This is a genomic window from Aurantimonas litoralis (assembly GCF_026153195.1).
Taxonomy (GTDB): domain Bacteria; phylum Pseudomonadota; class Alphaproteobacteria; order Rhizobiales; family Rhizobiaceae; genus Aurantimonas; species Aurantimonas coralicida.
The window spans coordinates 259,134-280,906 of record NZ_JAPFBM010000005.1; the positions used below are offsets into that span (position 1 = coordinate 259,134).

At 67.0% G+C, this 21,773-nt stretch carries 26 protein-coding genes; 13 read left to right on the forward strand and 13 right to left on the reverse strand.

Going from position 1 to position 21,773, the window contains the following annotated elements; translation table 11 throughout:
- Positions 1 to 7: 7 nt before the first annotated feature.
- The 6 genes from N7I30_RS13135 to N7I30_RS13160 all read right to left on the reverse strand — a co-directional run bounded on the left by N7I30_RS13135 (position 8) and on the right by N7I30_RS13160 (position 4,728).
- On the reverse strand, positions 8 to 295 hold the full coding sequence (locus tag N7I30_RS13135; protein ID WP_277022052.1) for an HPr family phosphocarrier protein: 288 nt from the start codon (positions 293 to 295) through the stop codon (positions 8 to 10).
- A 68-nt stretch (positions 296 to 363) separates the two neighbouring features.
- Entirely contained in the window at positions 364 to 765 is a 402-nt protein-coding gene (locus tag N7I30_RS13140) for a PTS sugar transporter subunit IIA (protein WP_009211079.1), read from the reverse strand.
- A 187-nt stretch (positions 766 to 952) separates the two neighbouring features.
- On the reverse strand, positions 953 to 1,411 hold the full coding sequence (locus tag N7I30_RS13145; protein ID WP_498639406.1) for an HPr kinase/phosphorylase: 459 nt from the start codon (positions 1,409 to 1,411) through the stop codon (positions 953 to 955).
- Complete coding sequence (locus N7I30_RS13150; protein WP_187389935.1) at positions 1,408 to 3,231, reverse strand: sensor histidine kinase; 1,824 nt, start codon at positions 3,229 to 3,231, stop codon at positions 1,408 to 1,410. The genes N7I30_RS13145 and N7I30_RS13150 overlap by 4 nt, the downstream gene beginning before the upstream one ends.
- Positions 3,232 to 3,250: 19 nt before the next feature.
- Complete coding sequence (locus N7I30_RS13155; RefSeq protein ID WP_498639408.1) at positions 3,251 to 3,952, reverse strand: response regulator; 702 nt, start codon at positions 3,950 to 3,952, stop codon at positions 3,251 to 3,253.
- Between the two features lie 296 nt (positions 3,953 to 4,248).
- Positions 4,249 to 4,728 (reverse strand): pyridoxamine 5'-phosphate oxidase family protein, encoded by a 480-nt coding sequence (locus N7I30_RS13160; RefSeq protein WP_498639410.1) that lies wholly within the window; start codon positions 4,726 to 4,728, stop codon positions 4,249 to 4,251.
- 363 nt (positions 4,729 to 5,091) lie between these two features.
- On the opposite strand from N7I30_RS13160, the gene N7I30_RS13165 reads away from it, so the two are divergent.
- From N7I30_RS13165 to N7I30_RS13190, 6 genes are all read left to right on the forward strand, one after another.
- Positions 5,092 to 6,702 (forward strand): phosphoenolpyruvate carboxykinase, encoded by a 1,611-nt coding sequence (locus tag N7I30_RS13165; RefSeq protein ID WP_498639412.1) that lies wholly within the window; start codon positions 5,092 to 5,094, stop codon positions 6,700 to 6,702.
- 160 nt (positions 6,703 to 6,862) lie between these two features.
- Positions 6,863 to 7,297, forward strand: coding sequence for an alternative ribosome rescue aminoacyl-tRNA hydrolase ArfB (arfB, locus tag N7I30_RS13170; protein ID WP_009211073.1), 435 nt, complete (start codon positions 6,863 to 6,865; stop codon positions 7,295 to 7,297).
- Between the two features lie 172 nt (positions 7,298 to 7,469).
- Complete coding sequence (locus N7I30_RS13175; protein WP_009211072.1) at positions 7,470 to 8,042, forward strand: fasciclin domain-containing protein; 573 nt, start codon at positions 7,470 to 7,472, stop codon at positions 8,040 to 8,042.
- A gap of 226 nt (positions 8,043 to 8,268) precedes the next feature.
- On the forward strand, positions 8,269 to 8,775 hold the full coding sequence (msrB, locus tag N7I30_RS13180) for a peptide-methionine (R)-S-oxide reductase MsrB (protein WP_024349476.1): 507 nt from the start codon (positions 8,269 to 8,271) through the stop codon (positions 8,773 to 8,775).
- Positions 8,776 to 8,999: 224 nt separating this feature from the next.
- Positions 9,000 to 9,434 (forward strand): Hsp20 family protein, encoded by a 435-nt coding sequence (locus tag N7I30_RS13185; RefSeq protein ID WP_024349477.1) that lies wholly within the window; start codon positions 9,000 to 9,002, stop codon positions 9,432 to 9,434.
- A gap of 38 nt (positions 9,435 to 9,472) precedes the next feature.
- Positions 9,473 to 9,727, forward strand: coding sequence for a BQ00720 family protein (locus N7I30_RS13190; RefSeq protein WP_024349478.1), 255 nt, complete (start codon positions 9,473 to 9,475; stop codon positions 9,725 to 9,727).
- Positions 9,728 to 9,819: 92 nt separating this feature from the next.
- Here the strand turns inward: N7I30_RS13190 and ptsN are convergent, their stop codons facing one another.
- The 6 genes from ptsN to lptC all read right to left on the reverse strand — a co-directional run bounded on the left by ptsN (position 9,820) and on the right by lptC (position 15,327).
- A complete protein-coding gene (gene ptsN, locus N7I30_RS13195) occupies positions 9,820 to 10,284 on the reverse strand; it encodes a PTS IIA-like nitrogen regulatory protein PtsN (RefSeq protein ID WP_009211069.1) in 465 nt (154 codons plus the stop codon).
- Positions 10,285 to 10,343: 59 nt separating this feature from the next.
- Positions 10,344 to 10,919 carry a ribosome hibernation-promoting factor, HPF/YfiA family gene (gene hpf, locus N7I30_RS13200; RefSeq protein WP_024349479.1) on the reverse strand — a complete coding sequence of 192 codons (576 nt, stop codon included), beginning with the start codon at positions 10,917 to 10,919 and terminating at the stop codon, positions 10,344 to 10,346.
- Between the two features lie 250 nt (positions 10,920 to 11,169).
- Positions 11,170 to 12,681 carry an RNA polymerase factor sigma-54 gene (gene rpoN / locus N7I30_RS13205; protein ID WP_498639416.1) on the reverse strand — a complete coding sequence of 504 codons (1,512 nt, stop codon included), beginning with the start codon at positions 12,679 to 12,681 and terminating at the stop codon, positions 11,170 to 11,172.
- Positions 12,682 to 12,943: 262 nt separating this feature from the next.
- Positions 12,944 to 13,702, reverse strand: coding sequence for an LPS export ABC transporter ATP-binding protein (lptB, locus tag N7I30_RS13210; protein ID WP_024349481.1), 759 nt, complete (start codon positions 13,700 to 13,702; stop codon positions 12,944 to 12,946).
- Positions 13,703 to 13,797: 95 nt separating this feature from the next.
- On the reverse strand, positions 13,798 to 14,415 hold the full coding sequence (locus N7I30_RS13215; RefSeq protein WP_498639418.1) for an LptA/OstA family protein: 618 nt from the start codon (positions 14,413 to 14,415) through the stop codon (positions 13,798 to 13,800).
- Positions 14,416 to 14,418: 3 nt separating this feature from the next.
- Positions 14,419 to 15,327 (reverse strand): LPS export ABC transporter periplasmic protein LptC, encoded by a 909-nt coding sequence (gene lptC, locus N7I30_RS13220; protein WP_498639420.1) that lies wholly within the window; start codon positions 15,325 to 15,327, stop codon positions 14,419 to 14,421.
- A 112-nt stretch (positions 15,328 to 15,439) separates the two neighbouring features.
- Between lptC and sppA the strand changes: the two genes are divergently transcribed.
- The 3 genes from sppA to N7I30_RS13235 all read left to right on the forward strand — a co-directional run bounded on the left by sppA (position 15,440) and on the right by N7I30_RS13235 (position 17,426).
- Positions 15,440 to 16,417, forward strand: coding sequence for a signal peptide peptidase SppA (gene sppA, locus N7I30_RS13225; RefSeq protein WP_498639422.1), 978 nt, complete (start codon positions 15,440 to 15,442; stop codon positions 16,415 to 16,417).
- A 97-nt stretch (positions 16,418 to 16,514) separates the two neighbouring features.
- On the forward strand, positions 16,515 to 16,796 hold the full coding sequence (locus tag N7I30_RS13230; RefSeq protein WP_009211062.1) for an integration host factor subunit beta: 282 nt from the start codon (positions 16,515 to 16,517) through the stop codon (positions 16,794 to 16,796).
- A gap of 261 nt (positions 16,797 to 17,057) precedes the next feature.
- On the forward strand, positions 17,058 to 17,426 hold the full coding sequence (locus N7I30_RS13235; RefSeq protein WP_050767583.1) for a lipopolysaccharide assembly protein LapA domain-containing protein: 369 nt from the start codon (positions 17,058 to 17,060) through the stop codon (positions 17,424 to 17,426).
- A gap of 83 nt (positions 17,427 to 17,509) precedes the next feature.
- Here the strand turns inward: N7I30_RS13235 and N7I30_RS13240 are convergent, their stop codons facing one another.
- On the reverse strand, positions 17,510 to 17,986 hold the full coding sequence (locus tag N7I30_RS13240) for an SRPBCC family protein (RefSeq protein WP_009211061.1): 477 nt from the start codon (positions 17,984 to 17,986) through the stop codon (positions 17,510 to 17,512).
- Positions 17,987 to 18,148: 162 nt separating this feature from the next.
- Here N7I30_RS13240 and N7I30_RS13245 point away from each other — a divergent pair, with 162 nt between their 5' ends.
- From N7I30_RS13245 to acuI, 4 genes are all read left to right on the forward strand, one after another.
- Positions 18,149 to 19,234 (forward strand): RsmD family RNA methyltransferase, encoded by a 1,086-nt coding sequence (locus tag N7I30_RS13245; protein ID WP_498639529.1) that lies wholly within the window; start codon positions 18,149 to 18,151, stop codon positions 19,232 to 19,234.
- Complete coding sequence (locus N7I30_RS13250) at positions 19,227 to 20,102, forward strand: TrmH family RNA methyltransferase (protein WP_491373437.1); 876 nt, start codon at positions 19,227 to 19,229, stop codon at positions 20,100 to 20,102. Before N7I30_RS13245 ends, N7I30_RS13250 begins: the two co-directional genes overlap by 8 nt.
- Positions 20,099 to 20,605 (forward strand): signal peptidase II, encoded by a 507-nt coding sequence (gene lspA / locus N7I30_RS13255; protein ID WP_024349488.1) that lies wholly within the window; start codon positions 20,099 to 20,101, stop codon positions 20,603 to 20,605. The genes N7I30_RS13250 and lspA overlap by 4 nt, the downstream gene beginning before the upstream one ends.
- A 69-nt stretch (positions 20,606 to 20,674) precedes the next feature.
- Positions 20,675 to 21,667, forward strand: coding sequence for an acrylyl-CoA reductase (NADPH) (acuI, locus tag N7I30_RS13260; RefSeq protein WP_498639426.1), 993 nt, complete (start codon positions 20,675 to 20,677; stop codon positions 21,665 to 21,667).
- The last annotated feature ends 106 nt before the right edge of the window (positions 21,668 to 21,773 follow it).

Consider the following 21,773-nt stretch of genomic DNA (forward strand, 5'->3'; position numbering starts at 1 on the left):
AGCGCGGCTAGCTGTCCTCGCCGAAACGGTTGGCAACGAGGTTCTCGATCGCATCGAGCGCCGCGTCCGCGTCATTGCCGGTGGCGGCGACCTCGATGGTCGTGCCCTTGCTGGCGGCCAGCATCATCAGCCCCATGATCGACTGTCCGCCGACGGTCATGCCGTCCCGCGAGATCGTCAGCTCGGCATCGAATGCCTCAGCCGTCTGCACGAAGCGCGCCGAAGCGCGGGCATGCAGGCCGCGCTTGTTGACGATGGTCAGGGTGCGGGGCGGTGGGCTGTCAAGCCGGGTCATCGGGCTGGGACTGCCGGCATCGGCCGGGGCAGGGCAATTGGTATCGCTCGGAGTGCCGGCATTGGTGCTCACTTGCCGCTCAGGACCCGGCTGGCGACGTTGATGTATTTGCGGCCGGCTTCCTGCGCCTCGACGAGGGCGACCGCCAGCGGTTTTTCCTCGCGCACGCTGGCCAGCTTGATCAGCATCGGCAGGTTGACGCCGGCCAGGACGTCGACGCGATTGCCGTCCATGACGGAGATGGCGAGGTTGGAGGGCGTTCCGCCGAACATGTCGGTAAGAATGATCACGCCGGCGCCGCGTTCCGCCCGGGCGACGGCCTCGACGATATCGACGCGTCGCTGCTCCATGTCGTCCTCGGGGCCGATCGAGATCGTCTCGAAGGCGTCCTGCGGGCCGACGACATGCTCGACCGCGTGACGGAATTCATCGGCAAGCCGGCCATGGGTCACGAGTACCAGACCGATCATACGCCGTCCCTCACGCTAGTCTGGCCCGGCATCGCGGCGGCCTCCCTGAACTGCTGGGCCGTTCGGCCGCATATCTGCTGCGGGAGATGCGGCAAAGCCGACCTCCACGGGCGCGCATCCTCGCCATCCTTCGGCGGATACGCAAGTTAAATGATCACGCGCTGCGTACTTGCCGGTCACCATTGTCTCAGACGTCGTTGACGGGCGGTGAAAGCACCAGCGAGGCAAGGATGTCGGCGCCGAAGCCGGCCTCGCGTGCGGGCAGTTCCACCCGCCGGATCACCCGCCCGAGAATCTCCGCCGTCCGGGGCTCCGGCAACCGTTCGATGCCGGCCGGATCGACCAGATCGACGACGAGGCCGAGGCGGGCGGAGGCCGCGAAGGGCTCCCGCAGGATACCGATGCCGGAGACCTCGATCAGCCCGGCCAGCGTTGCCGGCGCCGACATCGAGACGGCGTTGCCGCCATCCTGGGCGACGACGACGCGGTCGTCGGCCACCAGCAGTGCTTCGAGGTTCAACGCACTGCAGCGACGCAGCGTCGACAGCGCCAGGGAGGATTTCCCGCTGCGCGCCGGGCCGCGGATCAGAATGCCGAGATCGCCGATCCGGATGGCGCAGCCGTGGAGATTGGCCGGCTCGCTCATTCGGCCGGGAAGGACACGATGAACCGCGCGCCCGCAACGCCGTTCGGCGCGTCGCTGTCGGCGATGTTCTCCGCCCGGATCGTGCCGCCATGGGCTTCGACGATCTGCCGGCTGATCGACAGGCCGAGGCCGGAATTCTGGCCGAAGGCCTCGGCCGAGGGCCGGTCCGTGTAGAAGCGCTCGAAGATCCGGTCGATGATCTCGGCCTGGATGCCGGGACCGTTGTCCTCGACCACGATGACGACGCGGCTGTTGCGACGGCGCAGGAGGACGTCGATGCGGCCGTTGGCTTCGGGCACGAAGGAGCGGGCGTTCTCGATCAGGTTGGTAAAGACCTGGCTCAGCCGCAGATCGTGGCCGGTGACCACGTAGCCGTCCTTGATCGAGCCGGGCAGCGCCTGCTTGTCGAATGTGATCGAGACCTGCCGGTCGGGCTTGGACTGGCTGCGTGCGCCCTCCACCACGGCGCGCAGGAGCTGGGCGAGATCGACCTTGCTGGCGATCTGGCGGGCCAGCTCCGCATCGAGACGCGAGGCGTCCGAAATGTCGGTGATCAGCCGGTCGAGCCGACGCACATCGTGCTGGATGATGTCGAGCAGGCGCTCGCGCGAGGCGTCGGTGCGCGCCAGCGGCAGCGTCTCGACGGCGCTGCGCAGAGAGGTCAGCGGGTTCTTGAGCTCGTGGCTGACGTCGGCGGCGAAGGTCTCGATCGCGTCCATCCGGGCATAGAGCGAATTGGTCATGTCGCGCAGCGCGGTGGCCAGATTGCCGACCTCGTCGGCACGGTCGCCGAAATCGGGGATCGCGGTGCGTTCGTTGACACCCCGCCGCACCCGGATCGCGGCCGCCGAAAGACGCCGCAATGGTGTCGCGATGGTCGAGGCGAGCAGGATCGACAGGACGATGGTCACCAGCGAGGCGACGGCGAAGGTCCGCACGATGGCGGTCCGCTCGGCCTGCACGATCTTGTCGATGTCGCCGCCCTGGGTGGACAGCATCAGAACGCCGAGCACCGCCCGGAAGCGCTGGATCGGCACGGCGACGGAGACGATGAGCTCGCCGCCCTCGGTCGCCCGCACCACCGTGGCCGGGCCGCCGGTCAGGGCGTTCATCACCTCCGGATAGGCGGCGCCCGAGCCGCCCGGCGTCTCGCGATAGACCGGCAGGTCGCGGCGCTGGAACAATTGCTGGAACCAGTCGGCCAGCATCTCGCCGAAGCCGGGCTCCTCGTCCACCGCGACCGGCGGCAGGTCGTAGCGCAGGATCTGCCCGCGCGAATACAGATGCCGGGAATCGAGGATCAGATTGGCGTCGCGGTCGTAGAGACGCGCCCGGGTGCGGGTCGGCGAGATCAGCCGTCTGAGCAGCGGCGCGACCCGCTCCGGATTGATCGGAAAGTCGAGGCTGTCGGTGGAATCGGCACTCGGCGCCAGCGTGTCGCCGGCCTGGAGCTCCAGGAGACGCTCGGGATCGAGGGTGATCGAGTTGGTCTCCACCGTCGCCGACGAGGCGATGGCGCTGGCGATGATCTCGCCCTGGGTCAGGAGGCTCTCGACCCGGGCGTCGATCAGCCCGGCGCGGAACTGGTTGAGATACAGGATGCCCGAAACGAGGACGATTAGCGCGACGAGATTGAGGAAGACGATGCGCCGCGTCAGCGACGAGAAGATCGTGTGCCCGAGCAGCCAGCGCGTGCGGTAGAGCACCCGGCGGATGAACGGCAGCCGCCGCAGGCGGCCGCGCACGATCGCCTCGCGCCGCCGTCGGTTGCGCCGCTCCGAACCGCCATCGCCGGCTTCTGTTTCGCTGATGGACACCATCGACCTTTCTAGGGCCCGCTCACGCTTCCCGGAAGCGGTAGCCGACCCCGTAGAGGGTCTCGATCATGTCGAAGTCGTCGTCGATCGCCTTGAACTTTTTGCGGAGCCGCTTGATGTGGCTGTCGATGGTGCGGTCGTCGACATAGACCTGCTCGTCATAGGCCGCGTCCATCAGGGCGTCGCGGCTCTTCACAACGCCGGGCCGCTGGGCGAGGGAGTGCAGGATGAGGAACTCGGTGACGGTCAGCGTCACCGGATGGCCGGTCCAGGTGCAGGTGTGGCGTTCCTGGTCCATCACCAGCTGGCCCCGCTCCAGCGAGGATTCGGGCACCGAGCCGCCGGGCTTGGCCGCCTCGCGCGGCGCGCCGCGCCGCAGGATGGCCCGCACGCGCTCGACCAGCAGGCGTTGCGAGAACGGTTTGCGGATATAATCGTCGGCGCCCATCTTCAGGCCGAACAATTCGTCAATTTCCTCGTCCTTGGAGGTGAGGAAGATGACCGGGATATCGGATTTCTGGCGCAGGCGCCGCAGCAGCTCCATCCCGTCCATGCGCGGCATCTTGATGTCGAAGATGGCGAGATTCGGCGGTCGGGACTGCAGGCCCTCCAGCGCGGACGCGCCGTCGGTGTAGGTCTCGACCCGGTAGCCCTCATTCTCCAGCGCGATCGAGACCGACGCGAGAATGTTCCTGTCGTCGTCGACAAGGGCGATGGTTGGCATTGCGATCTTCTCCAGTTTCCGTCCCTCGCAGCGACGTGCGTGTCGCGAGAGGGGCTCGGCCGCGCCCGGCAGGATCACTGGTCGCGGCCGTCGAGGCAGATGTCCCTTCTGCTGATGCGTTCCGCAACAGGGAACGCGCCATCGGCAGCGCCAATCAGCGATAAATGTGGCGGGATTGGAAAATTACAAAGACGTAGCGGAAGTTTTCGGCCGGCCGGCATCCCGCGCGGCGGCTTTGTCCTGTGTCCGGCACCACCCCGCGGACCTGCGGGTCGCGGGGTGGTGGCTCGGCGGCTCTAGAGATCGACCTTGCGCTGCTCGCCGATCTGCGGCCGCTCCTTGCCGCCGACATAGGCGCGGGCGAACTCCCAGGCCTGGGTGATCTTGCTGGCTTTCACGTCCCAGATTTCCGCCGAGTCCGGATCGACGACGAGAACGACCACGTCGGGATCGTCCTTGCCCTCCGGCAGCCATGCTTCGGCCGAGGCATCCCAGAGATCGGCGACGAGCGACCGGTCGCCCACCACTTCCGCGCGTCCCGACAGCGACATGTACTGGCCGTGCTTGGAGAAGGTGCAGGCGACGTCGTCGTCGAGAGCGATCTCCTCGACCTTGTGGGTCATGCGCTCGGTGAGGAAGTAGAGCTTCCGGTCGTCGCCGCGCAGGCGCAGCGCCATGGGGCGCGCCCGCATCCGGCCGCCGTCGCGGGTCACCACCATGCAGGTGTCGAAATTGCCGATCGTCTCCCAGAACTTGTCGATGTCGCTGGTGGTCATGGGGTTCTCCTGTCGCATTCGTCCTGCACCGGAACCGGTGCTCTCGAATGGGACAATGCAGCGGACCGGGAAAGGTGCCAGCGCGATCGCGGCTGTCGCGCTGATCATGCGAGCCCGGAAGAGGCGTCCGGACGGACAGGTCCGCCATGCCGCCGCGACCGCGCCATCTCGCCGCTCTCCCGCCGCGATTTAAATCGATCATATCGGGAGGCGTCGGGATTTAATCGATTAAGTGACTGTTCTGATTGTCGATTTTCCGCCCGGAGGGCTTGCTTGTTGGAAGTCGCTGGGTAGTTAGTGGACGCGCGGCAAACATGGTGGGCGCTGGCCTGGCAGACGCGGGCTTCCGACAAGGAGACGACAGTGGACGAGATCGGCACGAGAAATCCTGATTGCGGAATCGAGACGACCGGCCTCGATGGCCTGTCCTCTGTGCGCTGGAACCTCGGCGAAGCGGAACTGATCGAAACCGCCATCCGCCGGGGCGAAGGCCGGCTTACGGCGCATGGCGCCTTCGTGGCGACCACTGGCAAGCACACGGGCCGCTCGGCCAAGGACAAGTTCATCGTCCGCGACGAGACGACCGACCCGGCCGTCTGGTGGGACAACAATGCCGCCATGGAGCCCGAGGCCTTCGAACGGCTGCGCGAGGATTTTCAGGCCGCGGCCGCCGGCCGTGATCTCTTCGTGCAGGATCTGATCGGCGGCGCGGACCCTGAGAACGCCATCCGCGTGCGCGTCGTCACGGAATATGCCTGGCACTCGCTGTTCATCCGCAATCTCCTGATCCGGCCGTCGCAGGACGAGCTGCGCGACTTCGTGCCGGAGATGACGATCATCGACCTGCCGTCCTTCCGCGCCGATCCCGAGCGCCACGGCTGCCGCACCGAGACCGTCATCGGCGTCGACCTGTCCCGCAAGATCGTGTTGATCGGCGGCACCTCCTATGCCGGCGAGATGAAGAAGTCGGTGTTCACCGCGCTGAACTTCATCCTGCCCGAGAAGGGCGTGATGCCGATGCACTGCTCGGCCAATGTCGGGCCGGACGGCGACGGCGCCGTGTTCTTCGGCCTGTCGGGCACGGGCAAGACCACGCTCTCCGCCGACCCGCGTCGCACGCTGATCGGCGACGACGAGCATGGCTGGGGCGAAAACGGCATCTTCAACTTCGAGGGCGGCTGCTACGCCAAGACCATCCGCCTGTCGCCCGAGGCCGAGCCGGAAATCTTCGCGACCACCCGTCGCTTCGGCACCGTCCTGGAGAACGTCGTTCTCGACGAGAACCGCGTACCCGATTTCGACGACGGATCGCTGACCGAGAACACCCGCGCCGCCTATCCGCTGCACTTCATCCCCAATGCCAGCGACACCGGCGTCGACGGCCATCCGCGCAACATCATCATGCTGACGGCCGATGCCTTCGGCGTGCTGCCGCCGATCGCCCGGCTGACCCCGGCCGAGGCCATGTACCACTTCCTGTCGGGCTACACCGCCAAGGTGGCGGGCACCGAAAAGGGTGTGACCGAGCCGGAGGCGACCTTCTCGACATGCTTCGGTGCGCCGTTCATGCCGCGCCATCCGGCCGAATACGGCAATTTGCTTCGCGACCTCATCGCCCAGCATCAGGTCGATTGCTGGCTGGTCAACACCGGCTGGACCGGCGGCGCCTACGGCACCGGCCACCGCATGCCGATCAAGGTGACCCGCGCACTGCTCTCGGCTGCGCTCGACGGCAGCCTGAAGGATGCCGAGTTCCGCGCCGATCCGAATTTCGGCTTCCAGGTGCCGGTCGCGGTGGAGGGGGTCGACACGACCATTCTCGATCCGCGCGCCACCTGGACGGACAAGGCCGCCTACGACGCGCAGGCCGCACGGCTGGTGTCGATGTTCCGGTCGAACTTCGCCAAGTTCGAGGATCACGTCGATGTCGAGGTGATGCAGGCGGCCCCGGCTCAGGCGCTCGCTGCCGAATAGCACCGTAGTTCTCCCGCCGGCGCCGCCAGACTGCGCGGTGCCGGCGGGGTCTCCGGCGACCTTCCGGAACCCATTCGCGCGCCGCCGCATTGCCGCCCGGAGCCGGCAGCGCTATCGATGCCCATCGGGACGCGGCCGCCGGTCGCAGACGGGGCAGGGCATGGCCGGCGATCACGATCTGATCATCAACGAGCGCGTGACGATCTCCGGCGGGGACCTGCAGGAGCAGTTCATCCGTGCCGGCGGACCGGGCGGACAGAACGTCAACAAGGTCTCGACCGCGGTCCAGCTGCGCTTTGCCGCCGCCCAGTCGGCCGCGCTCTATCCCGATACGTTGCGCCGGTTGCTGCGGCTTGCCGGACAACGGGCGACCAAGGACGGCGACGTTTTGATCGAGGCGTCACGCTTCCGCAGCCAGGAGCGCAACCGCGAGGATGCGCGCGAGCGTCTGGCCGCCCTCATCCGCGAAGCGCTGAAGCCGCCCCTGCCGCCGCGGCGCAAGACCCGCCCCACCAAGGGCTCGGTCGAGCGGCGTCTGAAGGCCAAGAAGGGCCGCTCCCAGATCAAGAACCTGCGCGGACGGGTCGACGACTGAACCGGCGAAACCCGGGGCGGGCCGGCGCTTTGCCGGTCAAGTTCGACTGACGCAGCCGTGATCGCATCTTTCGAAGCCGCGCGGCCCGACCCTTCGTATCTCCCGTATCCTCCTGACCGGGAGGAACCGAGATTTCCACGGAAATCCAAAGTTTCACTGGGAGACTATTGATATGATCAAGACCCTTATCCGTTCGGCCGCCATCGCTTCGCTCGTTGCAGCAGGCACCGTCGGCTTCAGCGCCGGCAGCTTCGCGCAGGACATGCCGATGGTCGGCGGCGCCGAGATGAGCCCGGAAAAGACCATCGTCGAGAACGCTTCCGCCGCCTCCAACCTGACGACGCTGGTCGCCGCCGTGAAGGCCGCCGGTCTGGCCGAGACGCTCTCCGGCGAAGGCCCGTTCACCGTCTTCGCGCCGACCAACGAGGCTTTCGAGAAGCTGCCCGACGGCACCGTCGACGATCTCCTGAAGCCGGAGAACAAGGAAAAGCTGGCCAAGATCCTGACCTATCACGTGGTCCCGGCCAAGGCGTCGTCGGAAGCGGCGATGAAGATGATCGAGGATGATGGCGGCAAGCACCCGGCACCGACCGTCGCCGGCGAGAACATCACCCTCGGCATGGACGGCGATAACATCGTCGTCATGGACGCCGCCGGCAACACCGCAACGGTGATCCAGGCCGACGTCATGCAGTCGAACGGTGTCGTGCACGTCATCGACACGGTCCTGATGCCGTCCATGTAATCGGCTCCGGCGGGCCGCCGACCTTCCCCCGATTGCGGCGGTCCCGCCAACCGATCTCCCGCGCCGTCACCGGCGCGGGATACGTCGTTTGTCACTTCTGCGTAACAAGCTGGCATGCGGCAGCGAAGCAAGCCATATCCGGTGAATGGCGGCGATCGGCAAGGGATCGCTGCGGCGCGCCAGCCGCGCGGATCACATCAGCCGGCCCCACAGAAGGAGATGTCCCATGCGCAGACGAAACTTCCTGGCAAGCACGGCCGCCCTGGCAGTGACGGCGATCGGCGGAAGCCTGTTCTTTCGCGCCGGCGCCCACGCCAAGGACGAAACCTTCCCGGTTACCAGGACCGAGGAGGAGTGGCGCAAGCTCCTGACCCCGGACCAGTTCGCGGTGCTGCGCGAGGAGGCGACCGAGCGGCCCTTCTCCAGCCAGCTCAACGACAACAAGAAATCCGGTCTCTACGCCTGCGCCGGCTGCGACACGCCGGCCTATTCGTCCGAGACCAAGTTCGATTCCGGTACCGGCTGGCCGAGTTTCTGGGCCCCGCTGTCGGACGACGTGATCGGCACCCGCGAGGATTTCCGGCTGATCTACACCCGGACCGAAGTCCATTGCGCCACCTGCGGCGGCCATTTCGGCCATATCTTCGACGATGGCCCCGCACCGACCGGCAAGCGCCATTGCCTGAACGGAGTGGCGCTGAACTTCCGACCCGGTCCGACCACGGCCTCCTGACCGGTTCGTGGCGGATTGATGGAACGGCGGTTCGCGCGAGCGGGCCGCCGTTTTTCGTTTGGCAAGGAAGCGGTGCGACGATGCGGATCAACCGGCGAACCGGATGCGGAACGGCGAACGATTGAATGGAGCGGGGGGCGACGCCATATGGAGTGCATTGGCCGGAGCGGTGCCTGTCAGGGCCGCTGCCACCGAAAGTCGCTTTCCGAAGGACTTCACGACCGATGAGCCGAATGACGCCGTTTTCCAGCCCGTTGCTGCTTGGCTTCGACAGTGTCGAAAAGACGCTGGAGAGGATCGCCAAGGGCGGCGACGGATATCCGCCCTACAACATCGAACGCATCCGTCCGAAGCCGACCGACGCCAAGAGCGAGGACCTGATCCGTATCACCCTGGCGGTGGCGGGGTTCAGTCCCGAGGATCTGGAGGTCACGACGGAAGAGAACCAGTTGATGATCCGCGGTCGCCAGACCGACGATGCGGAGCGTGAATATCTGCATCGCGGCATTGCGGCGCGGCAGTTCCAGAAATGCTTCCTGCTCGCGGACGGCATGCGGATCACCGGCGCAACCCTGAAGAACGGCCTCCTGCTCGTGGATCTGGCCAAGCCGGAACCCGAGCGAGTCGTCAAGAAGATCCAGATCGCGGTCGCCGACTGACCCGAACTGCCTACGTTTGCCTAGAAAGGAGACGTCCCATGACCCATGACATCGCTTCGACCATGAGCGAGACCGACCTCGCGGCCGTTGGCGAGGGACACCTCGCCTATCTGCGCCGCATGTCCTCCGACGACATGCGCGCCCGTTTCCCGGCTGCCAAGTCGATCGAGCCGGGCCTGAACCTGTGGGCGCTGTTCTCCGCCGACGGCACGCCGCTGGCAGTCTCCGACGACCGCGGCAGCATCCTGGCGAGCGCCGACGAGAACGAGCTGCAGACCGTCAGCACCCACTGACAGCAGCGCGTCACGCTGAAAACCAAAAAGGCGGGTCTGCATATGCAGGCCCGCCTTTTCGTTGTTGAGGATGAAAGCCGGGCCTGTCCGGTTCAGGCGGCGTTCTGGGTGGCGGCCGCCGTCATCAGCGAATAGATCGATCCGGCGTCCCGCGAGCCGCGGATATTGGCCACGGTGTCCGGATTGCGCAGCAGCCGGGCCACCTTGGACAGGGCCTTCAGATGGTCGGCGCCCGAACCTTCGGGCGCCAGAAGCAGGAAGACGAGGTCCACCGGCTGATCGTCGAGAGCATCGAACTCCACCGGACGGCTGAGGCGCGCGAACACCCCCACGATCCGGTCGAGCGTCGGCAGCTTGCCATGCGGGATGGCGATGCCGTTGCCGACGCCCGTCGAGCCCAGCTTCTCGCGCTGCAGGATCGTCTCGAAGATCTCGCGCTCGGTGAGTCCGGTGATCTCCGCGGCCTTCTCGGCCAATTCCTGAAGCACCTGCTTCTTGGAATTGGCTCGCAAGCCGGGCAGAATCGCCGCCGGTTCGATGAGCGTTTCGAAGTCCATCGCTGCGATGCCTTATCCTGCGTAGCGCGTGAATGTGAGCGCCGAACCTTGTGTGGCGCTCACGCCCGCTCTGCGTAGGTCGACGGATCAACCCAGCCGTAATTGCCGTCCGCACGCCTGAACACGAGATTCAGGTCGCCGGACTTGGCATTGCGGAACACCACCACCGGGCTGTCCTGGCGGTCGAGTTCCATCACCGCGCCGGCGACCGACAGGGTGCCGACCTTCAGCGTGGTTTCGGCGATGATCGCCGGGGAGAAATCCTCGGGAAGTTCCTCTTCCTCTTCCGGGATCGCCGCCATGACCGAATAGGCCATGTCGCGATGCTCGGTCGAGGACGCCTTGTGGTCCTTCAGGCGCCGCTTGTAGCGGCGCAGCCGCTTCTCGATCCGCTCGGCGGCCTCGGCGAAGCTCACATCCGGCTCGTGGGCCTGGCCCGCCGCCTGGAAGACGACACCGGTATCGAGATGCACCACGCAGTCGGTCGAGAAACGCGAACCGTTCTTCGACACGACGACCGTGCCGGAAAAATTTCCGTCGAAATATTTGTCGACCGCTTCGTTCAGACGATCACCGATCCGCGTGCGGAACGCGTCGCCGATGTCCATGTGCTTTCCCGAAATACGCAGTGTCATGGCTGGAAACTCCCTTGCAATGACAGTTGACCCGGTTTCGTGAACCGGTCGACAGAAACGCGCCGGGCCGGAGTTGGATGCCGTCCGGTCGTCGCAATTGCGGGATGAGCGGGCATCTTGCCCTCCGGGCTCGAGAAGTGGCGCCTTCTAGGGAGGATCGCCTGGAGTGTCAACGCAGCCTCGATGGCCCCGTCGCAGGCACCTGCGCAGGGGTCTCGTCGGGCCGGTGAGTCCGGGGGGCGAACCGCCATCAGGAGGCCAGCCGCCGTGCGTTCATCTCGCGTCGACGCTGGATCGAAGAGGGAATGCCGAGCGCCTCGCGATACTTCGCCACGGTGCGGCGTGCCAGATCGATGCCTTCCTTCTTCAGGATGGCGGCGATGTCGTCGTCGGACATCACCTTGCCCTGGCTCTCGGCATCGATCAGCAGCTTGATGCGGTGCTTCACGCTTTCGGCCGAATGGGCGTCGCCGCCATTGGCCGAGGCGATCGCCACCGTGAAGAAGAAGCGCATCTCGAAGGTGCCGCGGGGCGTGGCGATGAACTTGGTCGCCGTCACCCGGCTGACGGTCGATTCGTGCATGCCGATCGCCTCGGCGACGGCCATCAGCGTCATCGGCTTCAATCCGCCGATGCCGTGGGTCAGGAAGCCGTCCTGCCGCCGCACGATCTCGCTGGCGACCTTGACGATGGTCTTGGCCCGCTGGTCGAGCGCCCGCACCAGCCAGTTGGCCGATTGCTGGCATTCGCCGATGAAGGCGCGGTCGTCGTCGGACAGGCCACCGCTGCGCACCGTGCGCAGATAATTGTTGTCGACGAGCACCCGGGGCAGGGCGTCGGGATTGAGCTCCACCTGCCAGCCGCCATCCGGCGCTTCGGTGACGAGGACGTCTGGCACGATCGCCTCGAAGCCCTCATGGTCGAAGGCGTGGCCGGGCTTGGGGTCGAGCTCCCGGATTTCGGCCAGGATGTCCATCAGGCCGGATTCGTCCTCGCCGGTCAGCCGCCTCAGCGCCGCGAAGTCCCGCCGCGCGAGAAGGTCGAGATTGTCGATCACGGCGGCGATGACCGGATCGAAGCGGTTGCGGCGACGCAGCTGGATGGCAAGGCATTCGGCAAGGTCGCGGGCGAACAGGCCCGCCGGCGTCGCCTCGCTCTGGATGGTCGTCAGCACCGCCTCGACCTCGGCGACCGTCACGCCGAGATCGGCGGCAAGCTGGTCGCAGGACAGGCACAGATAGCCGCTCTCGTCGAGATGCTCGACCATCGCCTCGCCGATCTTCTGGGCGGGGCCGGCCGACACCGCGTCGCGCACCTCCGAAAGGGCATGGGCGTTGAGCGACGGCCGCCGCTCGGCCAGATCCTCGACGCTGAAATCATGATCGGAGGCCGCGATGCGGCCTTCGCCGCGGGCAATCGGGGCGGTTCGCTCCGGCCGGTCGCCGGCGTCCTCGCGCCCGGCAAAGCCGCTCTCGAAGGCCGCGCTGTCGCTTTCCGAACCGGTGATCTGCGTGCCGGCGGCCGCTTCCTCGCGGGGCTGAAGCAGCACGGGCGAATCGGCCGGTGCGTCCATCTCCGCCGCCGGGCGCCCGGTAGCCTCCGAAGTGCCCGCGGCGAGCAGCGGATTGCGCTCCATCTCGCCGTCGACATAGGCCGCCAGCTCGACATTGGAGTACTGCAGCAGCCGAATCGATTGCAGCAGCTGGGGCGTCATCACCAGCGATTGCGATTGCCGCATCTGCAGTTTGGCGGAAAGAGCCATGGACGCCGAGACACTCCCCAGTGCGGACTGCTGGTGGGGACGATTGCCATCCCCGGTCGGGACCGCATCGATCACGCGGCCCGTTACCGGCCATCAAAGCGGCTTGCCGCATTCGTTGTCAATGTGAGTTCGATCGCGCCACGGCGTCGCGCGGCGCGGTTGCGGCCTGCGATTGCGCGCGTCCCGGTGGTTCCGGAATCGACGGCCCGCCAACCGGCGCAATCGCCGGGAGGCGGTTGCGCAGAGATTGTGCAGGGACCGGCTAGAAGCTGAATTCGTCGCCGAGATAGAACCGGCGTACATCCGGATTGTCGACGATTTCCTGCGGCTTGCCATGGGTCAGCACCGCGCCGGCATGCATGATGTAGGCGCGGTCGATCAGGCCCAGCGTTTCGCGTACATTGTGGTCGGTGACCAGCACGCCGATGCCGCGTTTGGTCAGATGCCGGACCAGTTGCTGAATGTCGGAGACGGCGATCGGATCGACGCCGGCGAAAGGCTCGTCCAGCAGCATGAAGGTGGGTTTCGAGGCGAGGGCCCGGGCAATCTCGCAGCGCCGCCGCTCGCCGCCCGACAGCGAGGTCGAGGCCTGCTTGCGCAGATGGTCGATGTGGAACTCGCTGAGCAGCGCCGTCAGTTCCTCTTCGCGCACGTCGCGATCCGGCTCCACCACCTCGAGCACGGCGCGGATGTTGTCCTCGACCGACAGGCCGCGAAAGATCGACGCTTCCTGGGGCAGATAGCCGATGCCGAGCCGCGAGCGCCGATACATCGGCACGGTCGTGATGTCGTGGCCGTCGAGCATGATGCGGCCCTGATCGACGGGCACGAGCCCGGTGATCATGTAGAAGCAGGTGGTCTTGCCCGCGCCGTTCGGGCCGAGCAGGCCGACCGCCTCGCCGCGCCGGACCAGCAGGCCGACATCGTCGACGACCCGTCGGCCGCGATAGCTCTTGGTCAGGCCGGCGGCCGCCAGCGTGCCCTCGGCCGCATCCGGATGGAGACCTTCAAGGTCGCCCATCCCGTGCGGCAGGCCATAGGTCGGCGCGGCCGGGTGCGGGCCCGGCTCGGCATGGGCCATGGCCGCGGTGGCGGGCTGACGTTTCAACGCCAGCCTCAATTCGTTGCCTGCCCGGCGCCGGGCGTCAGCATCAGCCGCACGCGGCCGCCGGTCTCGGCACTGCCGTCGCAGGCGCTTTCCAGCCGGGCGAGCCCGGTGTCCATCTGGATGGTGAGCCGGCAACCCTCGGCGACGTTCTGGCCCTGGGTGAGGACGACATTGCCGCGCATCACCACGACCTGGGTTCCCATGTCGAAATCGGCCTGGTCGGCCGTGGCGACCTGATCGGCCGACTTCACATAGACCTTCTCGCTGGCTTCCAGCCGCTCGATCTGGTTCGAGCCGCCCGGCAGGCCGCCGCCACCGGCCGGCTGGCTGCCGCCGGTCTCGTCCTTCTTGTAGGTGACGACGAGGCGGCCGGTGCGCAGCTCCGTCTCGCCCTGTTCGACCTGGACATTGCCGGTGAAGGTTGCGACCGCCTTCGCGTCGTCGACGACCAGCTGGTTGGATTCGATGGAGATCGGCTGGTCGCCGTCGACCTGCAGGCCACCGAAACTCTTGCCGAGGCCGGGTTCGGTCTGCTGCGCCTGGGCAGGCGCCAGCGCACCGAGCGCAAGCCCGACGAGGAGGACGGCGCCGGCGATGTTCGCGCTGCGGGGAATGATGCTTGGCATGAACTACTCGCTGGTTGACGCTTGTTGCAGGGCTTGCGACGACTTGTCCGGGCGCAGCAACATCTTCACCCGTCCGCCGAAGGTAATGACGTCGCCGCCATTTGTCAGGTTCAGGGAACTCGCCTCGATGGTCTGTTCCGGGGTTTCGATCCGGACCGGGCCCTTGCCTTGCAAGGCACCGCTGGCAATGTCGATGTCGGCCGCCGCCAGGCTGATGGTGATCCCGTTGGTGGTCTCGACCCGCACACCGCCGTCGAGGGCGAGGGTTTCCGCGTTCGGATCGTATTTGCCGGAGGCGGCCTCGATATTGGCCGACGTCTCGTCGTCGATGGCGATATTGGCCGCGATCGTCTCCAGGTCGACGCCGCCGCCACCCAGTGCCTGGATCGCCCGTTCTGCGACCAGTTCATAGGGGCGGTTCTTGCCGTCGATTCCGGACATGCGGGGATCCTGCATGACGATGCGACCGTCCTCGATGGAGGTGCCGGTGACGGAGAAATCCTCCGGCAGGCTGCGCGCCACCCAGGTCACGGCAATGCCGCCGACGACGATGATCGCGGCGAGGGCCGGCAAACCGATCTTCAGAATGCGCACGAGCCGCGAATGCCGCCGGGCCCGCGCGAATTCGTGCGAGGCCCGTGACGCGGGAGGTGTGCGGGCGCGATCCCCGATCTGGGCCGCACGCAACTGGGGATGGTCGCTGTCTACCATCGATTTCGTCCTCTGCGTGCCATCGCTCCCTGCCTGCCGTTGCGGCGCCGCAAGGGCGGTTCGCGCATCCTGCACAGCAATACGGGGTTTTTGCGTCCGGCCGAGATACGCGTCCAGCAGTATCCGTAAAATGTGAATTGTTCGTATGCCGGGACGCCGGTCGCCGTCATATGGGGACGGTCCGGCGGGCCGTCGAGGCATACCTGGCCGCCGGACGGCGGCTTTGCGCCCGGAAAACCGATTCCATCTTCACAAGTGATGCTGTAACCCTCGCGGCGCGGGCGACTGGGCGTCCGCTCGCACGGAGAGCACCATGTCCGCGATCGAGGATCTGATCGACCGTCGCCGGCTGCGCCGCAAGCTCAGTTTCTGGCGCGTCGCCGCCATCGTGATCGTCGCCATTGCCATCGCTGTGGGCGCCTACGCCCTGTCGGCCGACCGCATGGCGACTTCCAAGGACCAGATTGCCCGCGTCTCGATCGAGGGAATGATCCTCGAGGACCAGAAGCTGCTCGACCTTCTCGATCGGCTGAAGGACGAGGACGCCGTGAAGGCGGTGGTCCTGCGCATCGATTCCCCGGGCGGCACGACGGTCGGCGGCGAATCCATCTACGAGGCGGTGCGGGCCATTGCCGAGGTGAAGCCCGTGGCGGCCGAAGTCGGCACGCTGGCGGCCTCGGCGGGCTATATGATCGCGTCGGGTGCCGATCACATCGTGGCCCGTCGCACCTCCATCGTCGGCTCGATCGGCGTCATCTTCCAGTATGTCGATGCCTCGCAGCTGCTCGAGACGGTCGGGGTCGAGGTCAACGCCATCAAGTCGGCGCCACTGAAGGCGGAGCCGTCGCCCTTCGCACCTGCCCCGGAGGCGGCCAAGGAGATGATCAATCGGCTGGTGATGGACACCTATGAGTGGTTCGTCGCGCTGGTCGCCGAACGTCGCGACATGAGCATGGCGGAGGCGAAGGCCCTTGCCGACGGTTCGATCTTCAGCGGCCAGCAGGGCCTGAAGAACCGGCTGGTCGACGCGCTGGGCGGCGAGAACGAGGTGCGCCGCTGGTTCGAAGAGGATCGCGGCATTGCCAAGGATCTGGTGATCGTCGACCGCGAGCCCAAGGATGACGGTTTCGACTTCTCGATGTTCGCCGGTGCCCGGGCGGCGATCTACGGCGTTTTCGGCCTCGATCCCCGGTCGGGCTCGCTGACCACCGCCGTGCTTCGCAAGGCCGGTCACCTTGACGGTCTCGTGTCGCTCTGGCAGCCTTTGGGCGGTGCGTCCTCGCTGCGTTAAGTGGCGGAAACAACTGGATTGTCGCGCACTGCCCACCGTTCCGATTGGGGTCGAGCGGAGACGGGCATCTCAAACCGTGCTCAGGGGGAGCAGTCGCTTGATCAAGTCGGAACTCGTGCAGGCCATCGCCACGCGTAATCCACATCTCTACCAGCGCGACGTGGAAACGATCGTCAACGCGATCTTCGACGAGATCACCGGCGCGCTGTGCGAATCCAACCGGGTCGAGCTGCGCGGCTTCGGCGCCTTCTCGGTCAAGCATCGCCCGCCGCGCTCGGGCCGCAATCCGCGCACCGGCGAGGCGGTCGCCGTCGAAGAGAAATGGGTGCCGTTCTTCAAGGCCGGCAAGGAACTGCGCGAGCGCCTCAACGCCGACTGATGCGGCGTTCGGCCGGCGGAGCCTCGTGGGGGCGAGGGCGATCCGCCGGGCCGAAACCGTTGGAGGTCAGGCCGGGGCGATCCGTGTCTCGCTGCTGCGACTGGCCGAGCAGGGCCCCTGTCGGCATGGGCCGAGCCTCCCGGTGATTGACGCGAACCGGCGGTGGCCCATCTTCAGTCACTGGCAATGGCCTGCGTCGGACGGGACAGCGATTCCGTTCGATCCGGGCGCACGACAAAACAGCATCTGGGGCGACGTCTGATGATCTCGAAAATCCTGTCCTTCATCATTCTCGTGCCGATCGCGATCGTGCTGATCGTCTTCTGCGTGGCCAACCGGCAGGCTGTCCCGGTCTCGCTCGACCCCATCGGCACGCTGCCGCAGCTCGCCTTCTCGGCGCCGCTCTTCATCCTGCTTCTGGGCGCGGTGATCCTCGGCGTGGTGCTCGGCGGCATCGGCACCTGGCTGACCCAGTCCCATTACCGGCGCAAATCTTGGAAGCGGAAATACGAGGTCGAGCGGCTGCGCCGCGAGGCGAGCGAGAACGAGGCCAAGCTGCGTCATCTTCAGGAAGAGCGCGCCAAGGCCTCCGGCACGTCGACCTCGCTGGTCACCTCCCGCGCCGCCTGATCGGGCGGCGACCGCCAGCGCTTGCGAGGCCGATCGAGATCAGCCTCGCCATTGTCCCGTGCGAAGACGGGCCCGGTCCGCCCTCAGACGGCCTCGGTCGTGCCTTCCGCGGAACTGGCGCCACCTGACACCTTCTCGGCGAAGCAGTCGAAGAACTGCCCGGCCAGCTTCTTGGCGGTGGAATCGATCAGCCGGCCACCGAGCTGGGCGATCTTGCCGCCCACCTGCGCCTTGACGTCGTAGGTCAGGATCGTCTCGTCGCCGTCTTCGGCAAGATGTACGTCGGCGCCCCCCTTGGCGAAGCCGGCGATCCCGCCCTTGCCTTCGCCGACGATCGAATAGCTTTGCGGGGCCTCGATGTTCTCCAGCCGGACTTGACCCTCGAACTTCGCCTTCACCGGGCCGATCTTGGTCACCACCGTCGCGGCCATTTCGTTCTCGCCGGTCATCTCCAGGCTCTGGCAGCCGGGAATGCAGTCGCGCAGAACGTCGGTGTCGTTCAGCGCCGCCCACACCGCTTCGCGCCGGGCCGGGAGCCGGTATTCGCCCTTGAGATCCATCGACAGTTCCTCCCTGGTGGGTGGGGCGTGCGAAGGCCCCGTCAGCTTGATGCCGTCCTTAACGACCACGTTTTGCATCGCTTTGCCAAGATGGGGCGGAACCGCTAAGGAGCGCGTTTACACAAACAGGCAGGGAGGCTCGTCTTGGCGCGAGCACGGCGGATGGGCCGCAAGGCCGCGGCAAAATCGGGCTCCGCGCAGGTCAAGGACACCGGCGCCGGACGGCAGCGCACGCGCGCGCCATCGCCCGCCGGTCAGACAGCCGAGACGAAGGCCCCGCGCGTCGAGCCGCCTGCGGTGACCCGGCTGGACCTGCCGGCACCGACGGGCGAACGGCCGCCGGAATCCGGCCCGCTGATCCTGACGGTGGCGGCGACGCCGGACTATGCGCTGCTGGATTCGGGGCGCGGCGAGAAGCTTGAGCGCTACGGGCCGCTGCTGGTGCGCCGTCCGGAGAACCAGGCGATCTGGGAGCCGCGCGACCCGGCCCGCTGGCAGGATGCCGACGCCGAGTTCACCGGCGACACGGACGAGGAAGGCACCGGCCGCTGGCGTTTCCCCAAGGAGCCGCTCGGCGAGACATGGCCGCTGACCTATGACGGGCTGTCCTATCAGGGTCGCTTCACCTCGTTCCGCCATGTCGGCGTGTTTCCCGAGCAGGCGGCCCACTGGTCCTTCGCCGAGGACGCGATCCGCAAGGCCAATCGCGCGCGCCAGACCCCCGTCCGGCTGCTCAACATGTTCGGTTATACCGGCGTCGCCTCGCTGGTGGCGGCCCGGGCCGGAGCCGATGTGACCCATGTCGACGCCTCCAAGAAGGCGATCGGCTGGGCGCGCGAGAACCAGGAGATGGCCGGGCTCGGCGACAAGCCGGTCCGCTGGATCTGCGAGGACGCCGTCCGCTATGCCGAGCGCGAGATCAAGCGCGGCAGCCAGTACGACGCGATCCTGCTCGATCCGCCGAAATTCGGCCGCGGTCCCAAGGGCGAGGTCTGGCAGCTCTTCGAGGATCTGCCGTATCTGTTGTCGCTGACCCGGGCGCTGCTGTCCGACAAGCCGCTCTTCGTGATCCTCACCGCTTATTCCATCCGCGCCTCGTTCTATTCCCTGTCGGCGTTGATGGGGGAGACCATGCGCGGTCTCGGCGGCGACCTCGCATCCGGCGAACTCGTCATTCGCGAGGACGGCGCCGAGCCGCGGGTCCTGTCCACATCCCTGTTTTCCCGCTGGAGTGCCCCCGATGTCTGACCGCTCGCGCCCGCCCGAGACCGGTGCCGGCCGGCATTTTGCCCCGACCCGCGCCCCCGGCCGGGTCAAGGAGGTGTCCAGCGTCTCCAACCCCATCGTCAAGGACATCCGAGCGCTGGCCCAGAAGCGCCATCGCGACGAGACCGGCCTGTTCCTCGCCGAAGGGCTGAAGCTCGTCGGCGACGCGCTCGACGCGGGCTGGGAGATCCAGACGCTGGTCATCGCCCGTGCCGCCGCCGGGCACGAATTCCTGGAGAAGACCGCCGCGCGGACCGTATCGCTGGGCGGCGACGTCCTCGAAGCCAACGCCAAGGTGCTGGAGGCGATCACCCGGCGCGACAACCCGCAGAATGCCGTCGGCGTGTTCCGTCGCCGGCTGACGCCGCTGGCCAAGCTCGACGTGTCGGGCCGCAATGTCATCGTCGCGCTCGACCGCGTCCGCGATCCGGGCAATCTCGGCACGGTCCTCAGAACCGCCGATGCCGCGGGTGCGTCGGGCGTCGTCCTGATCGGCGAGACGGTCGATCCGTTCTCGCTGGAAACCGTGCGGGCGACCATGGGCTCGATCTTCGCCGTGCCGCTGGCCAGGGCGAGCGAGGCCGAGTTCCTGGAATGGCGCAAGGGCTTTTCCGGCCTCGTCGCCGGCACCCACATGGAGGGCGCCGTCGACTACCGCAAACCCGAATACGGCGCCCAGCCGACGATCCTGCTGATGGGCAACGAGCAGGCCGGCCTGACGCCGTCGCTCGCGCGCAGCTGCGACGTGCTGGTGCGCATTCCCCAGTCCGGCCGCGCCGACAGCCTCAATCTGGCGGTCGCGACGGGCGTGATGCTGTTCGAGGCACGGCGTGGAGCGCTGACCCTGTGAGCCGCAATCTCGTTCTGTTCAACATCCTGATCGTCGTGCTGGCCGTCATGGCGGACCAGATGATCAAGGCGCTCGTGGTCGCCAATATGGCCCTCGGCGAGGCGATCGAGCTGCTGCCCTTCCTGGCGATCTACCACGCCCGCAACGACGGCATCGCCTTCTCGATGTTCTCCGGGGTGGGCGATGTCGGGCTCGCCGCTCTGGCCGGCGTGGTTCTGGTCGTGGTGATGATCCTCTGGATCAAGACTCCGGCGGACCGGCGGCTGACCCATTTCGGCCTCGCCATCATCGTCGGCGGCGCGATCGGCAATCTCATCGACCGCGTCCTGCTCGGCTATGTGGTCGACTACGTCTATTTCCACACGCCGGTTTGGGCCTTCGCCATCTTCAACCTGGCCGATGCCTGCATCACCGTCGGGGCGATGGTGATCCTCTTCGACGAGTTCGTGCTGCAGCCGCGCCGCGATCGGGCGAAGGCCGGGACGGATGGCGCCGCCGATTGACAACCCCGACGTGCGCCCTTTGTCAGATAAGGCAAGGCGGGCGATCACAGGGAACGGAAAGAGCGCAGGATGAGCGAGACATTCCGGGCGATCCGCGTATCGCGGGACGAGGCAAAGAAGCAGTCGGTCGATATCGTCGAGATGTCGATGGACGAGCTGATGGACGGCGACGTGGACGTCGCGGTCGAGGCCACGACGGTCAACTACAAGGACGGGCTGGCAATCACCGGCCGGGGCCCGGTGGTCCGCCGCTGGCCCCTGATCCCCGGGATCGACCTCGCCGGGACCGTGCTGCGCTCCACCCATGCCGACTGGAAGGAGGGCGACAAGGTCGTCCTCAACGGCTGGGGTGTCGGCGAAACCCATGACGGCGCCTTTGCCGGGCGCGCACGGCTGAACGGCGACTGGCTGGTGCCGCTGCCGGAGAACTTCTCGGCCAAGGACGCCATGGCCATCGGCACCGCCGGCTACACCGCCATGCTGTCGGTGATGGCGCTGGAGGATGCGGGCCCGCGCCCCGAGGCGGGGCCGGTGGTCGTCACCGGCGCCTCCGGGGGTGTCGGCTCGGTCGCGGTCGCGCTGCTGTCGAAGCTCGGCTGGACCGTCATCGCCTCGACCGGTCGCCCCGCGGAAGCCGGCTGGTTGCGTGATCTGGGCGCGAGCGAGATCATCGACCGCGCCGAACTGTCGGAGCCGGGCAAGCCGCTTGCCAAGGAGCGCTGGGCTGGCGGCGTCGATGCGGTCGGCAGCCACACCCTCGCCAACGTCCTGGCGGCGACCCGTTACGGCGGTGTTGTCACCTGTTGCGGCCTCGCCCAGGGAATGGATCTGCCGGCATCGGTGGCGCCCTTCATCCTGCGTGGGGTTTCGCTGCTTGGCATCGATTCCGTCATGGCGCCGAAACCGCGGCGGATGCAGGCCTGGAAGCGGCTGGCCGAGGATCTCGATCCGGCCAAACTGCGAGCGATCGCGACCGACATCGACTTTGATGGTATCGTGGATGCCGCCGCAAAGATCGTCGACGGCCAGATCCGCGGGCGTGTCGTCGTCGACATGAGTTGATAAGGGGCCGCGGCGACGCCATTTTCGCGGATCGCCGCGCCGTTGGACGGTCCGACGGCAGAGGCGACGGGTGGTCAAAACCCGCGCGGTTTGTCCCGGGAGGGTG